Raw genomic sequence first — 13,464 nt, forward strand, 5'->3', positions numbered from 1 at the left:
AAAAACACCCTCTATAGGTCATCCTTAAAATACAAAAGAGTGTAAAGGAGGTTAAACCGTGGGTAGAGGCCAAAATTTTAAACACAAACGTCAAGGGAACATAAATCGTCCCCCAAAAGGTTCAAAAATTGCACGGGAAGAATTTGCAAGAGATGAACCAATTGATTTGGAGATTAAAGAGGATAAAGAAAAAGAACGTTAAATAGCGAGGATTAAACTTTCATCATTAAAACTGGCGATATACTCGCCAGTTTTTTTGTTGGGTTCTGTCGTGTTTGCAGGTTATTGAGTAAGGGAAGAGTTCCACATAGAAAAAGTATGAAGTTGAAGAAAGGAGCTAACATTTTGTCAATCATTGATCAGAAATCCAGTTTATTGCTAAAACGATACCAACAAATCAGAGCCTTTTCCGAACAAATCGTAAACCCATTAGAACCAGAAGACTATGTCATTCAATCGATTCCTGAAGTAAGCCCGCCAAAATGGCATCTTTCACATACAACCTGGTTTTTTGAGACGTTCATACTCATTCCTTATTATGATTTCTACGAGTGTTTCAATGAGACATATGATTATTTGTTCAATTCGTATTATGAAACACATGGAAAACCTTATCCGCGACATAAAAGAGGTTTGCTATCAAGACCATCCGTTAAAGAAATCTTCCAATATAGGAACTACGTTGATGAAAACATGGTTAGTTTCTTAGATCAATATAAAGAAAGCATATACCAAGAAATAGCACCGATCATGGAAATCGGGTTACAACACGAACAACAACATCAGGAATTACTCATCACTGACATTAAATACAACTTTTCCATCAATCCTTTAAATCCCGTTTATCATGAAAAAGATGAAGTATCATGTTCAGATCTCCCTGATATGGAATGGAACTATATAGAAGAAGGTATTGTGGAAACAGGTCATTCTGGTGAAGGATTTTCCTTTGATAATGAAAGGCCGGTCCACAAGTCCTGGTTAGATGCCTATTCTATCGCAAACCGTCCTGTAACAAATGTAGAATATTTAAACTTCATTGAAGATTGTGGTTACCAAGAGCCTGCCTATTGGTTATCAGAGGGCTGGACTAAGATAAAAGAAGAGCAGTGGCAGGCTCCATTATATTGGGAGAAGATCGATGGCATCTGGTACACCTTTACGCTCTCAGGAATGGAAAAGGTGGAAATGAATGAACCAGTCACCCATATCAGCTTTTTTGAAGCAGATGCATTTGCGAGATGGTCCGGAAATCGCCTGCCTACAGAAGCTGAATGGGAACATGCAATGAAACAGGTAACAGTCAAAGGTAATTTCGCAGACAATAAGACGTTTCATCCTGATGGCGATTACACAAGCGACAATAAAATGTATAAAGTTTTTGGTGATGTTTGGGAATGGACATCAAGCCCTTATACCCAATATCCAAGGTCGAAACCGTTGGATGGAACGTTAGGTGAGTATAATGCTAAATTCATGTGTAATCAAATGGTACTTAGAGGGGGATCTTGCGCGACACAATCTACACATGTAAGACATACGTATCGGAACTTCTTCCATCCGGATAAGCGCTGGCAGTACAGTGGAATAAGACTTGCAAGAAATGAATAGGTGACCGGGCTTATACTAAAAGGTCCTGGGCTGATCCAATAATGGGTGCCAGAGACCTTCAAACGACTGTTATATCAAGAGAAGGTCGGACACTTATGGGTCAGCCCCTTTTTTGCATTTATCAGGACAACTCCCTATACCAATACCTTTTCATTTGAATCTACTAAGTATAAGAGAATGTGATTTAAGTGAAAAGGAGATAAATGCATGTCAGACCTGAAACTGTTTCCCACTAAGATACGGAACACGAATGAACTTGGCCAGGAGATTCCCTATGGTGTTGAAATGATCAATGCAAAGAAGATGTGGGACCTAGGCTATAAAGGTGATGGAGTAGTAGTTGCTATTCTAGATACCGGCTGTCAACCAAATCACCCTGATCTCCAAAAAAGAATCATTGGTGGAAGGAACTTTACACCAGACCATAATGGGGACCCAAGAAATTATTCAGACAATCACTTTCATGGAACGCATGTTGCTGGCACAATCGCTGCAGAATTGAATGGACAGGGCGTAGCGGGTGCAGCACCCAAAGCGAACTTATTGATTTTAAAAGTCATTCGTTCAAATGGTACAAGTTCTTATGATAGTTTGATCAGAGGTATTCATTACGCAATCAATTGGAGAGGACCGAATAAGGAGCGGGTAAGAGTCATTTCAATGTCATTGGGGGGACCAGTCCATGATCCCCGGTTGCACTCTGCAGTGAGACGAGCTGTCTCTAAAAACATTCTAGTCGTATGTGCTGCAGGGAATCTAGGGGATGGGATTGCGAATTCATTTGAACATACGTATCCTGGCTTCTATCCTGAAGTGGTATGTGTCGGAGCTTTGACAAAGGATGGAAAACCTGCAACTTTTACGAATACAAATGACCAGATTGACCTGGTAGCTCCTGGAGTAAATATTTTATCGACGTATATTGGTACAAGATATGCTGAACTATCGGGAACGTCAATGGCTACTCCCCACGTAGCTGGTGCCGCTGCTTTACTGATACAAGGGTATGAAGAAAAGCTGAATCGTAAATTGACTGAGAGAGAGATCTATAATCTGCTCATCAATAATACACAAAAATTGGATTTTGATCGTGCAGCAATCGGAGCAGGATTACTAGATGTGTCACGCGGAATCAAGTCTAAGAGATAATGGAAAAAAGGGCTAACCACTACAGGTCAGTCCTCATCATTTACATAATGCAACTTATGCATTCGCTCTATCGTAAACCAAATGGGTGAAAAAAATATAAAGGGAGAAAGTATACGGATGACGAAAACGAATAAAGGCCCCAGTGAAATCATGAAGAAATTGTTTAATGATGAAATCCTTGAAGGCATTGAACTGGCTCCAGGTTATGAAAATCATGCCAGTCATGTTTGGGACGTTAAAACATCCTGTGGAAGCTTCATAGTCCGGACAACGAACTTACATAACACGAGAGAAACTGAATTCTGGTACGGTTGTCGTTCCTTATTTGGAATCATACCTTTTTGTTCAGATTCAATGATGATTACGAATGATATGCTTCGGAAAACAAGCTTGATCCCAGTTCCGAAGGTGTAGGCTAAACGATTAATTGATGGCCAAATTTATTTGATCGTGGAGAAATTAGAGGGATCAACGGTGCAAACATTCCTTAGTGCATCACATAACGTTTTGAACGAATTAGGGAGAGGGATCGCTTCCATTCATAAGCAAAAATTTGCTTATATCGGCCAACCCGACAAAACCGTTCAATATCCGATTCAACAATTTTATACACGTTTATCGGTTGAGATTGAAAACTTATTAGAGCGATTCAACTCTGATCAACCTTTTTTTCAAGATTTCTGGATAACATTGAAACCACAATTGTTGTCATTGCATCTCCCAAAATATTCATCACTAGTGACGATTGATATGGATCCGACGCAATTCCTTGGTGTCTCCATTTAACAGGTCTCGTTGATACTGAAGCTTACGCAATTGCACCACGAGAACTTGACTTGATTGGACTGGAATATGTCTTGGATGAAAAATCATCACTTTTCGTAAAAGAAGGATATGAAAAAAATATCTCCTCTTCCCGATCTTGAAATGTGTCGAAATGTCTGATGTCTATCGATTTCTATACCGATTGATGGAAGTCCAGGGGGACGTCGATTTGAATACGTGGATGGATCACCCGAAATATTTTTAACGATTTTAACTATCCCACACAAGGAGGACGAATCATGCAACCGATCGCAGTAGCAGTTATACATGGTGCCGGAATACAGAGAGAGGATTTCGCGGAAATCCTTATTGAAAAACTACAAAGCAGATTGGAAAGATCAATGAAGGATAGAGGAATCGATTACACAGGGAATGAATTTATCTTCCAACCAATATACTGGGGCGAAGTATTCAATCAAAGAGAAAAGGATTTGTGGAAAGCTGTTCAAAAGGGGCGGCGGCTTGATTTTGCATTTCTTAGGAAATTCGTCGTTGAATTTTTAGGTGATGCCATCGCTTACCACCCGACTAGCGACCAATTTCAAAATTATGAAAATGTACATGAAATCTATTTCAACGCGTTGACTGAATTAAGTAAGAAAGCAGGGGCCGAAGCCCCCCTCTTTGTGATCGGCCACAGTTTAGGGACGGTAATCACAAGTAATTTCTTTTATGATCTGCAAAAGAAAGAAGACCGAATGGATTATATTGAGGAGTGGACAGAAAATGCATCTCCAATGGAAAAAGGGGAGACACTCTCAAAATTCATTTCTCTCGGTTCTCCTCTAGCGCTATGGAGCTTACGATACACCAACTTTGACAAACCAATACTGGTTCCATCTCCAGAATTCTTTAATCATTATCCAAGTGGAAATGGAGGCTGGTGGAACATATACGACCGGGATGATATTTTAGCCTATCCATTAAAAACCATCAGTAATGCGTACGGAAAAGTGATTCAGGAAGACCAGGAAGTGAATACTGGTAATCTGCTGACAAGCTGGAATCCCGCTTCTCATTTTCAATATGTCAAAGACAAACAAGTGCTTTCTATCCTGACGAACCAATTGATCGAATTATTCCATTCCATCAACAACGATATCTGATTGAATGGAGAAGATCGATGCTTTGAATAACAACGAAACGGTTCTGGCCTGACCCTGATAATTTGTTTTAGAAAAGACTCTTGATATACCATACCAGGATATTGAAGAGTCTTTTTCTGTTCGGCCTTATTCCGTGTTGATCAGACTCATATTGACCACCGGGTCAAGATAGACTATAATAAACATTGACTAGGTGGTCAATGTTCAAAAGGGGGGACTATGATGAGAGCCATTGAAATGAAGCAACTTACGAAATATTATGGTAAACATCGAGCAGTATCTGATCTTACTTTCTCGGTAGAAGAAGGAGAAGTGTATGGTTTTATAGGTCCAAACGGTGCTGGGAAGAGTACGACCATCAGGACTTTGTTGAATTTCATTTACCCGACGAAGGGTTCTGCAAAGATTTTCGGTAAGGATATCATCACAGACTCAAAAGAGATCAAACAAGAGGTGGGTTACCTCCCTTCAGAAGTCCATTATTATGAAAATATGAAAGTAAAGGAACTTCTGAAATATTCGGCGAGCTTCTATAAAAAAACAGCAACTAAAAAGAAAATCGACGAACTTTCAGAGCGTTTGGAACTGGATTTGAGCAAACGGTTTGAAGATCTTTCATTCGGTAATCGAAAGAAAGTCGGGATTGTTCAAGCGTTATTACATGAACCACGTATATTGATCATGGATGAACCTACTGGTGGTCTAGACCCATTGATGCAACACACATTCTTCGACCTCTTACTAGAAGAGAAGAAGAGAGGGGTTACAATATTCTTCTCTTCCCATATTTTGAGTGAAGTACAAAAGATGTGTGACAGGGTAGCCATCATAAAAGAGGGGCGTTTAATTGCTAATGATACGATTGAAAACCTCACAAAAAACCAATTCAAGAACGTGACCATTCTATTAGAAGAAGGTCAGTCTCTAAACCTTGGTCTTGATGGAATCATCCAACAAGAACAGATTGGTCAAACGTTAAGAATTTTGTTCCGAGGGGACATTCATACCCTTATCCATGCCTTAAGTCAACAATCTTATAGGGACGTGGTGATTGAAGAACCTTCATTAGATGAAATCTTCATGCATTTTTACCAGACTGAACCGATTGGAGGGGCAGAACAATGATTTTCAAACAGGAATTCAAGTGGAATCTACGTGGTTTACTCATTTGGTCAGTCATCCTTGGCGGATTGGTGTTTTTGATGATGCAGATCTATCCTGATTTTGCAAAACAACAAGAAAACCTTGAGGCTTTGATGGACGCTTATCCTGAAGGCATCAAGAAAGCCTTTAATATGGATCAGATCAGTCTTGGCACAGTCCTTGGTTTTTATGCGGTTGAAGGCTACATGCTTATTACTTTGATCGGCAGCATCTATGTGGTACTACTGTCAGGGAATATGGTGGCAAAAGAAGAAAGCGAGAAGACGATCGAATTCTTATTGTCAAAACCAATTTCAAGAACAGCAATGCTTACGCAAAAAATAATTCTTGTGATTGTCAACATCCTACTATTCAATGTCCTTGTCTCCCTGATCAACCTGGCTGCCTTCATGATCGTAGATGATGGATCATTCAAATTTCTGCCATTCCTGCTTATGACTATTGCACCGATTTTATTGCATCTTACATTTGCAGCAATTGCATTTTTGTTGTCCACCTTATTGAAAAAGGGACGACAAATTCTTTCCGTTACAGTAGGCTTAGTCTTCATCACTTATTTTTTGCAAGTGATTTCAAGTGTGTCTGATCAGTTAGAAGTGTTGAAATACTTCAGCCCATTTGAATATGTAGATCCTGCTGATATCATAGTGAATGAAACGATCAATGTCTTGTATATTTTGATCATGACAGGTATCATGTTGATTTGTACAGTAGGTGCATTTTTATATTATAAGAGAAAAGATATCGCAGTCTAAGGGTGGTTATAAGTTCATGAATCCAGCTTTTGAAAGGTTGCCAGATGAAAAGAAAAAGCAAATCCTCGATGCCTGTCTCGAAGAATTCGCTGCTAATGGTTTTGAAAATACTTCTACGAACAAAATCATCGAACGTGCAGAGATTTCGAAAGGGTTATTATTTCATTATTTCAAGAATAAGAAGACCTTATATTTATTCTTATTAGAACGATCTGCACGTTTAGTTTCCGATCAAGTTTTCGCACAATTGGAATCTGAAAAAGCGGATGATTTCTTTAAACGGATCAAAAAAGTCGCCATACTCAAAATGAATTTCTTTTCAAAGCATCCTAATGAATATCTTATCTTGATAAATGGATTCTTTAATACGCCAAAAGAGTTAAAGGATGATATAGCTGCATTGTACGATAGGATATATAATCAGATGATGCAGTTTAATGCTAAACAACTCTTCGATTATCTTCATGAAGATCAACTGCGAAATGGTTTGACGAAAGAGTTTGTTCTAGAGTACGTGTTGAAGGTGATGGAGGAATTCAATCGAGGGCTGATGCAGAAATATAAAGGACATGAAGAAGAGTTATTGATCGATTATGATCCTTTGCTCAGTCAATTGGACAAATATATCGATGTCCTCAAATATGGGGTTTACGAACAAACATGATATAATGATATAGGAATTGGATGGGGTGACACGAAGGCTGATTCGTCTTCTGGGGTCACTCCTTTTCTCTATTAATTTTCGGTTCATTCTTTTTTGGAGGTTGACATGAAAGCATTAGCAAAGAATTTTTTAAATGGTATTGTAACTGTTTTACCCATTATCCTGGTAATCTATGTGGTAATCAAAGTATTTGAATTCTTGGATAACATTCTTGGAAATACGTTCAGAAGCATCATGAAGGAAGATTATGTACCAGGACTTGGCTTGCTTGCATCAATTATTTTGATAACGATTCTAGGTTGGCTATCAAGACAATATTTAAGCGGGAAAATCGTAGAGCTTTTGGATAAACTGCTTGATCGGATTCCCATCGTGAAAAGTTTATATTCAGTCATCAAAGATACGATCCAATCATTCTTGGGAGAAAAGAAATCATTCTCAAAGGTCGCGCTGGTCCATATTCCAGGTACGAATATGAAATCTATAGGATTCGTGACTTCGGAAGATATCGACTCGATAGCTGATCCTCTTGTTGATCATATAGCAGTGTATGTTCCGCAGACATTCCAGGTTGCAGGAATGACATTTCTAATCCCAAAATCCGATGTAGAAATATTGGATATGAAACCAGAAGAAGCGATGAAGTTTGTGCTCTCCGGAGGCATGACTGTTCGGAAGAAAGATGAAGCGAATAGGCAAGGAGGAGTGTAATGCTTGAACCGATCCCAGATGTACTTGATTACAATTTGAAAATCGTGTTTGTAGGTTTCAATCCAAGTATCCGATCAAGTGAGACCGGCCACAATTTTGCTAATCCAAGAAATCGTTTCTGGAAGATTCTTCATCAATCTGGATTGACTGACCGATTGTATGCTCCTGAAGAGGATCAAACTCTGCTTAACAAATTCGGCTATGGGTTCACTAACATTGTGGAAAGACCGACAAAAGAGGCAGCAGAAATCACAAACAAGGAATATAAAGAGGGTAAGGAAAAGTTGAGGAAAAAATTAAATAGATATCAACCAAAGGTTGTCTGCTTTGTTGGGAAAGGGGTTTACAACCAATATAGCGGACGGAGAAAAGTGGAATGGGGATTGCAGAATGATCCTGTGGGATTTGGGATGAAAGAGTTTGTCACTCCATCATCAAGTGGCCTTGTTCGAATGAAATTAGAAGAAATTGTGCGGATTTATAAGGAACTTCTAGAAATCATTGAATAATGGTAAATAATTCCCAGAGTAAGTTTATCTTCGCTTCAGAACGGATACAGTTTATTAACATATTGTTGGAGGCGTGTGAAATGGCGATAGAAAGAGATCAGAACATCATAGAACTATGCCTTTCATGTAAAGAAATGTGTTCAGAGTGGTTGAAAGAGAACAACATAAAATCACCTGCACAAGCTTCTGACGATTGTGAAAAACTCATGTTGGAATGTTTTGATATTTGCTCCTATACAATAACTGCTTTACAACGCGAAACGCCTTTCGCAAAAGAAATCTGCCAACTGTGCGAGTTGATTTGTGAAGCATGTGGAAATGAATGTTCACAAAGCGAATCCCCTGAAACACAAAAATGTGCAGATATTTGTTATGAAGTCGCTGAGAGCTGCAGGATACGATTGTTTTAATGTCATTTAACCATCCTTAAAGATCTGTTAATCCTTTTTAGATATAATAATGAATTAATCGGAGTCGACTCTTAAGAAATTAACTTACATTTCTATAGGAGTCTTCTCCGCTTTTTTCATTCAACCTTTCAAATCGAAGTTATGTCCAGAAGTAGGATGCTGTGCTTGGACAGCTTGTTGTGCTGCTTCAAAATCTTTCAGCATGACAGTACTCTGGGCTGCCTTAGTCGCTAGACTCCCATCTAACAAATTCATGTTAAAGGTATGTCTTAACTGCTGAAGGTTATTTGCCATGAATGAAGAGATCTCCATCTTTAAAACTTCACCTCCTGATGCTTTCGGCTTTCATCTGTTATCGGTTTCTACATGAGATTCTTAAGGATGTAAAGGATTCTTTTGACGTCTCGCATAACTGCGTTGCAAATGTTGAAGTCTCAAATACAACGTAATAGCACCGCTGGTCAACCCCGAGCTTAATCCAATCCAATATCCGAATGGTCCAAATGCCGTGTAGTTCGCAAGGATGTATCCTAGTGGCAAACCTACGAGCCAATATGAAATCAAGGCCATGATCAGAGTCATATTGACATCCTTATACCCCCTCAGAGCACCTTGAATTGGAGCTGCAATGGCATCTGAAAGCTGGAAGAAAATCGCATAGATCAAGAAATGTGCAATCAATTTCAACACGGCTTCATCTTTCGTATACAAACTAGCGATCTGTTCATTGAAGAACCATAGAAACACTGCTGACAAGGATGCTAAAACAATGGCAATGCTGATTCCTAATACGCTGTACTGCCGGGCATCTTTAATGCGTTTAGCGCCTACTTCAAATCCGACAGCGATCGTCAACGTCATCGATACACTGAGGGGTCCCATATATAACAGAGAGGCAAAATTGATCGCAGCCTGGTGAGCCGCGATTGTAATCGTATCAAAACGACTCATAAACAAAGTGACAGCTGCAAATATGCTCACTTCAAAAAAGATGGCAAGTCCGATCGGTACTCCAATTTTCAAAACTTCTTTCCACGTATCCAAAGAAACACGGAACCACTTTCTAAAGACCCGGTAAAGAGAAAACGGAGGATTCCTATGAACGACTATGATAGCCACGAAAAAGATAAACCAATAAGTGATCGCCGAAGCATAACCTGCTCCAATACCTCCCAGTCTAGGAAAACCAAGCTTACCAAAGATAAGTAGATAATTGAAAAGGACATTGATAGGAAGTGAAAGTAAGGTGATGAACATCGTCGTCCTCGTTTCACCCAATGCATCAATAAAACTCCTTATCGCTGTATAGATGAATAAGGGAAGAATACCCATGGATAAGCCGATCAAATAATGCATAGCGATATGTCTTACTTGCTCTGTAAGATCCATCGCATTCAATATAGGCTTTAAGACAAATAAACCGATTATAACCACTGCAATTGATAGGAATACAGCCAAATAAAGGGTTTGTATGACTGAGAAAGGAACCTTTTCTTTCGTGTTACTGCCGATGAGATGGGACACGATGGGAGTCAAGGCCATTAGAATACCGCTTAATCCCGTAAAGACGGGTACCCAAATGCTTGATCCAATCGCAACTCCGGCTAAATCTTCGGCGCCTGCTTGGCCACTCATCAGCGTATCGAAGAAATTCATCGCCAACAAGCCGACTTGAGTAATCAATATCGGAAAGAGAATGTATAGAAATTGTTTCAGCTTCTGACTAGTAGTATATGTCTGGTACATTTTTTAAGCTCCATCTTCATGTAATCAAGTAATTATATCACAAAATACGTTAAATCAATCTCTCTACAATCCAAGCAATCTATTTTATTTATAATGTCCAGGAACTTATAATAAAAGGATATTATGGTAAAGGTGGGATCGAGAATGAGTACTACTAAATCAAAACAGATAAGGCTGGCAAAAAGGCCGGTAGGGATGCCGAATCACGAAGACTTTGAATGGACAGAATCACAATTGAACGAACCTGGGAGCGGAGAAGTTTTACTGAAATCCTTATATATATCCGTCGATCCATATATGAGGGGAAGAATGAACGACCAAAAATCATATGTAGAACCTTATGCATTAGGACAAGTCATCACAGGGGGAGTCATTGCTGAAGTCACTTCCAGTAACAGTACAGAATTCCAAGTAGGAGACCTCGTGATTGGAAATCTTGGTTGGGAAACATTCCAAATCGCTTCAGAAGACGCTCTTCGTAAAATCGATCCACAACTAGCTCCAGTTACAACTCACTTAGGAGTACTTGGTATGCCTGGAATAACGGCATATTTCGGTTTACTTGATATCGGAAATCCTGAGCCGGGTGAAACGGTTGTTGTTTCAGGTGCGGCTGGGGCAGTCGGTACAGTTGTCGGCCAAATAGCAAAAATTGCTGGGGCCAGGGTCGTAGGGATTGCAGGTTCCGATGAAAAATTATCCTACTTAAAAGAAGAGCTTAATTTCGACGAAGTGATCAACTATAAGTCGGAAAACTTCAAACAACAATTAAAGGATGCTTGTAAAGATGGAGTTGACGTTTATTATGACAATGTAGGCGGTGAAGTATCGGATGCTGTCTTACGTTTGATCAATAAAGGCGCACGTATTCCGATCTGTGGTCAAATTGCATTATATAACCTCGAAAAACCTGACCTTGGAATCCGGGTACAGCCGAACCTACTTATCAATAGTGCTTTGATGAAAGGGTTCATCGTTTCTGATTATGGTGCGTATTTTGAAGATGCGGTCAACGATCTTGCAAAGTGGCTTCAGGAGGGTAAACTATCTTATCGTGAAACAATAGTAGAAGGGTTTGAGAACATACCAGATGCATTTCTAGGATTGTTTAAAGGTGAGAACATCGGTAAATACATTGTAAAAGTGGCTGACCCATCTCAAAACCTATAGCAGGAAGAAGGGCTGATTCAGAATCAGTCCTTTTTTGACTTTTATTTGGTATGATAGATGCATAGTTTAATTACTTTTAAAGGAGAACTTACATATGGACATAACTACGATTGGTTATTTTCTATTCGCATCTGTATTACTAACCATTACACCTGGACCTGACTTCATGTTTGTTTTTGCGCAAAGCGTTTCCCAAGGTAAGAAAGCAGGTATTGCGACCGGGCTCGGCCTTTGTACGGGGCTGATTGCTCATACATTAGCTGCAGCAGTCGGGATCTCGGCAATCCTTTATCAGTCAAGTTTAGCTTTCACAATCATTAAGGTTGCTGGGGCAATCTATCTCTTGTATTTAGCGATCCAAGCGTTCCGTGAAAATTCTGAACCAGAACAGCAGAAAGTTAAGAAATACTCAATGATTAGCCTTTATCGAAAAGGCATTTTGATGAATATATTGAATCCTAAAGTCTCTATTTTCTTTTTAGCTTTTCTGCCTCAGTTCGTAAAGGTTAGCAATGGTACAATCCCCTTTCAAATGATAATTCTAGGATTATTATTCATTGTTCAAGCTTTACTTATTTTTATACTCTTATCCATTTCGGCAGGTAAAGTCGGCGAAAAACTGTGGAGCAATGCAACAGTTTTACGTTGGATCAATCGACTTAAAGGAACTGTATTCGCGTTTTTCTCGCTTCGTTTATTGTTAGATCAGAAATGATGATAAGGGGGTGTTGATATGGCAAGAATACTTGGACTCGGTTGGGATGTTGGAGGTTGGATGGGTTCCAAACAAGGTATTGCAGCTTGTCAATTTGACACCCTTTCAAACGAATTTAAGTGGGTCGGTCAACCCCAAAATGAAAAAATCATTGATCATAATGATTGGATGCCTGGAAAAATCCTTCAACTACTGGATCCTGAAGCCTCACTCGATGATTTTGTTGTTATTGTAATAGCGATGGATGCTTCGTTAGGTTTTCCGATCGAGTATAAAAAACTAGTCAACAATGAATCAACTTCCATAGAAAAACCTTCCAAAGATATTTTCAATCCATATGCTTATCGTGAGACGGAAAGGCATATCTATAAAATGTTTAGTAAAAAGCCTTTGTCAGCACCTTTCGATAAGTTAGGTAACAATGCGACACTTGCTATCAGCTATGCCAACCATTGGACTCAAAATCAAAATTTTAATATCCATCCTCAACAAGGCCATAAAGCAGATTCGAGGGTAATCATTGAAGTCTATCCTGCTCTAATAAAAAGTTATGAGCTTTTACATTTACAACAAAAAATCCTTGCCTTGATCCCTGAAGTGGTCCAGAAAAACACAGATGCTTATGATGCAGCAATTTGCGCTATACTTGCCCTTTTATATGCAGGAAATGGAGAGATCATAGAGAATATAACCCTTAGCGACCCTTGTATTAATTTGGAAATCGCTAAAGAAGAAGGTTGGATCTATTATCCTATGAAAAGGGATGTAGATTAGGCTTACATGATAAGGGGAGAGACTGTTGAATTACTTATCTCTGTTTGATGAAATAATTTCAATTATGCATCATGATTATGCAGGCGTATAGCAAGATACAATCGACATATGTTGACTATAGTCCGCAAGGTTTTTGCTTCTATAATTTTTTTCAT

The 13,464-nt window shown here is 39.1% G+C and carries 17 protein-coding genes; 15 read left to right on the forward strand and 2 right to left on the reverse strand.

The window, feature by feature from the left end; translation table 11 throughout:
• Nucleotides 1-58 precede the first annotated feature (58 nt).
• From ACJROX_RS16185 to ACJROX_RS16240, 12 genes are all read left to right on the forward strand, one after another.
• Nucleotides 59-202: a hypothetical protein gene (locus tag ACJROX_RS16185; protein WP_408006246.1), complete on the forward strand. Its 144-nt coding sequence runs from the start codon at nucleotides 59-61 to the stop codon at nucleotides 200-202.
• A gap of 116 nt (nucleotides 203-318) precedes the next feature.
• Nucleotides 319-1,611, forward strand: coding sequence for an ergothioneine biosynthesis protein EgtB (gene egtB / locus ACJROX_RS16190; RefSeq protein WP_408006247.1), 1,293 nt, complete (start codon nucleotides 319-321; stop codon nucleotides 1,609-1,611).
• A 207-nt stretch (nucleotides 1,612-1,818) separates the two neighbouring features.
• Nucleotides 1,819-2,760 (forward strand): S8 family peptidase, encoded by a 942-nt coding sequence (locus tag ACJROX_RS16195; protein ID WP_408006248.1) that lies wholly within the window; start codon nucleotides 1,819-1,821, stop codon nucleotides 2,758-2,760.
• A gap of 117 nt (nucleotides 2,761-2,877) precedes the next feature.
• Nucleotides 2,878-3,174: a hypothetical protein gene (locus tag ACJROX_RS16200; RefSeq protein ID WP_408006249.1), complete on the forward strand. Its 297-nt coding sequence runs from the start codon at nucleotides 2,878-2,880 to the stop codon at nucleotides 3,172-3,174.
• 60 nt (nucleotides 3,175-3,234) lie between these two features.
• The gene (locus ACJROX_RS16205; RefSeq protein ID WP_408006250.1) at nucleotides 3,235-3,546 is read left to right on the forward strand and encodes a hypothetical protein; all 312 of its coding nucleotides are present in this window, start codon (nucleotides 3,235-3,237) and stop codon (nucleotides 3,544-3,546) included.
• A gap of 278 nt (nucleotides 3,547-3,824) precedes the next feature.
• Nucleotides 3,825-4,691, forward strand: coding sequence for a chemotaxis protein (locus tag ACJROX_RS16210; protein ID WP_408006251.1), 867 nt, complete (start codon nucleotides 3,825-3,827; stop codon nucleotides 4,689-4,691).
• A gap of 222 nt (nucleotides 4,692-4,913) precedes the next feature.
• On the forward strand, nucleotides 4,914-5,816 hold the full coding sequence (locus ACJROX_RS16215) for an ATP-binding cassette domain-containing protein (protein WP_408006252.1): 903 nt from the start codon (nucleotides 4,914-4,916) through the stop codon (nucleotides 5,814-5,816).
• Nucleotides 5,813-6,610: an ABC transporter permease subunit gene (locus ACJROX_RS16220; RefSeq protein WP_408006253.1), complete on the forward strand. Its 798-nt coding sequence runs from the start codon at nucleotides 5,813-5,815 to the stop codon at nucleotides 6,608-6,610. The genes ACJROX_RS16215 and ACJROX_RS16220 overlap by 4 nt, the downstream gene beginning before the upstream one ends.
• Nucleotides 6,611-6,626: 16 nt before the next feature.
• Entirely contained in the window at nucleotides 6,627-7,274 is a 648-nt protein-coding gene (locus tag ACJROX_RS16225; RefSeq protein ID WP_408006254.1) for a TetR/AcrR family transcriptional regulator, read from the forward strand.
• Nucleotides 7,275-7,379: 105 nt separating this feature from the next.
• Entirely contained in the window at nucleotides 7,380-7,985 is a 606-nt protein-coding gene (locus tag ACJROX_RS16230) for a DUF502 domain-containing protein (protein ID WP_408006255.1), read from the forward strand.
• Entirely contained in the window at nucleotides 7,985-8,494 is a 510-nt protein-coding gene (gene mug, locus ACJROX_RS16235; protein WP_408006256.1) for a G/U mismatch-specific DNA glycosylase, read from the forward strand. Before ACJROX_RS16230 ends, mug begins: the two co-directional genes overlap by 1 nt.
• 80 nt (nucleotides 8,495-8,574) lie before the next feature.
• On the forward strand, nucleotides 8,575-8,904 hold the full coding sequence (locus tag ACJROX_RS16240) for a four-helix bundle copper-binding protein (protein WP_408006257.1): 330 nt from the start codon (nucleotides 8,575-8,577) through the stop codon (nucleotides 8,902-8,904).
• A gap of 120 nt (nucleotides 8,905-9,024) precedes the next feature.
• Here the strand turns inward: ACJROX_RS16240 and ACJROX_RS16245 are convergent, their stop codons facing one another.
• Together ACJROX_RS16245 and ACJROX_RS16250 are read right to left on the reverse strand one after the other, a co-directional pair.
• Nucleotides 9,025-9,216, reverse strand: coding sequence for a polyribonucleotide nucleotidyltransferase (locus tag ACJROX_RS16245; protein ID WP_408006258.1), 192 nt, complete (start codon nucleotides 9,214-9,216; stop codon nucleotides 9,025-9,027).
• Between the two features lie 63 nt (nucleotides 9,217-9,279).
• Nucleotides 9,280-10,650, reverse strand: a complete 1,371-nt coding sequence (locus ACJROX_RS16250) for an MATE family efflux transporter (protein WP_408006259.1) — start codon at nucleotides 10,648-10,650, stop codon at nucleotides 9,280-9,282.
• Nucleotides 10,651-10,794: 144 nt separating this feature from the next.
• On the opposite strand from ACJROX_RS16250, the gene ACJROX_RS16255 reads away from it, so the two are divergent.
• The 3 genes from ACJROX_RS16255 (at nucleotide 10,795) to ACJROX_RS16265 (ending at nucleotide 13,309) form a co-directional block, all read left to right on the forward strand.
• Nucleotides 10,795-11,820, forward strand: coding sequence for an NADP-dependent oxidoreductase (locus tag ACJROX_RS16255; protein ID WP_408006260.1), 1,026 nt, complete (start codon nucleotides 10,795-10,797; stop codon nucleotides 11,818-11,820).
• 94 nt (nucleotides 11,821-11,914) lie between these two features.
• The gene (locus ACJROX_RS16260; protein ID WP_408006261.1) at nucleotides 11,915-12,535 is read left to right on the forward strand and encodes a LysE family translocator; all 621 of its coding nucleotides are present in this window, start codon (nucleotides 11,915-11,917) and stop codon (nucleotides 12,533-12,535) included.
• Nucleotides 12,536-12,553: 18 nt separating this feature from the next.
• Entirely contained in the window at nucleotides 12,554-13,309 is a 756-nt protein-coding gene (locus ACJROX_RS16265; RefSeq protein ID WP_408006262.1) for a hypothetical protein, read from the forward strand.
• Nucleotides 13,310-13,464: the final 155 nt, after the last annotated feature.

It is taken from the genome of Pseudalkalibacillus sp. A8 (genome assembly GCF_045920555.1).
Lineage (GTDB): Bacteria > Bacillota > Bacilli > Bacillales > Fictibacillaceae > Pseudalkalibacillus.

Bases quoted from the DNA above. Each gene is read 5' to 3' on its own strand.
- egtB (WP_408006247.1), top strand. From the start codon at position 319: ATGAAGTTGAAGAAAGGAGCTAACATTTTGTCAATCATTGATCAGAAA.
- ACJROX_RS16220 (WP_408006253.1), top strand. From the start codon at position 5,813: ATGATTTTCAAACAGGAATTCAAGTGGAATCTACGTGGTTTACTCATT.
- mug (WP_408006256.1), top strand. From the start codon at position 7,985: ATGCTTGAACCGATCCCAGATGTACTTGATTACAATTTGAAAATCGTG.
- ACJROX_RS16200 (WP_408006249.1), top strand. From the start codon at position 2,878: ATGACGAAAACGAATAAAGGCCCCAGTGAAATCATGAAGAAATTGTTT.
- ACJROX_RS16265 (WP_408006262.1), top strand. From the start codon at position 12,554: ATGGCAAGAATACTTGGACTCGGTTGGGATGTTGGAGGTTGGATGGGT.
- ACJROX_RS16260 (WP_408006261.1), top strand. From the start codon at position 11,915: ATGGACATAACTACGATTGGTTATTTTCTATTCGCATCTGTATTACTA.
- ACJROX_RS16240 (WP_408006257.1), top strand. From the start codon at position 8,575: ATGGCGATAGAAAGAGATCAGAACATCATAGAACTATGCCTTTCATGT.
- ACJROX_RS16195 (WP_408006248.1), top strand. From the start codon at position 1,819: ATGTCAGACCTGAAACTGTTTCCCACTAAGATACGGAACACGAATGAA.
- ACJROX_RS16215 (WP_408006252.1), top strand. From the start codon at position 4,914: ATGAGAGCCATTGAAATGAAGCAACTTACGAAATATTATGGTAAACAT.
- ACJROX_RS16255 (WP_408006260.1), top strand. From the start codon at position 10,795: ATGAGTACTACTAAATCAAAACAGATAAGGCTGGCAAAAAGGCCGGTA.
- ACJROX_RS16245 (WP_408006258.1), bottom strand. From the start codon at position 9,216: ATGGAGATCTCTTCATTCATGGCAAATAACCTTCAGCAGTTAAGACAT.
- ACJROX_RS16210 (WP_408006251.1), top strand. From the start codon at position 3,825: ATGCAACCGATCGCAGTAGCAGTTATACATGGTGCCGGAATACAGAGA.
- ACJROX_RS16230 (WP_408006255.1), top strand. From the start codon at position 7,380: ATGAAAGCATTAGCAAAGAATTTTTTAAATGGTATTGTAACTGTTTTA.
- ACJROX_RS16250 (WP_408006259.1), bottom strand. From the start codon at position 10,650: ATGTACCAGACATATACTACTAGTCAGAAGCTGAAACAATTTCTATAC.
- ACJROX_RS16225 (WP_408006254.1), top strand. From the start codon at position 6,627: ATGAATCCAGCTTTTGAAAGGTTGCCAGATGAAAAGAAAAAGCAAATC.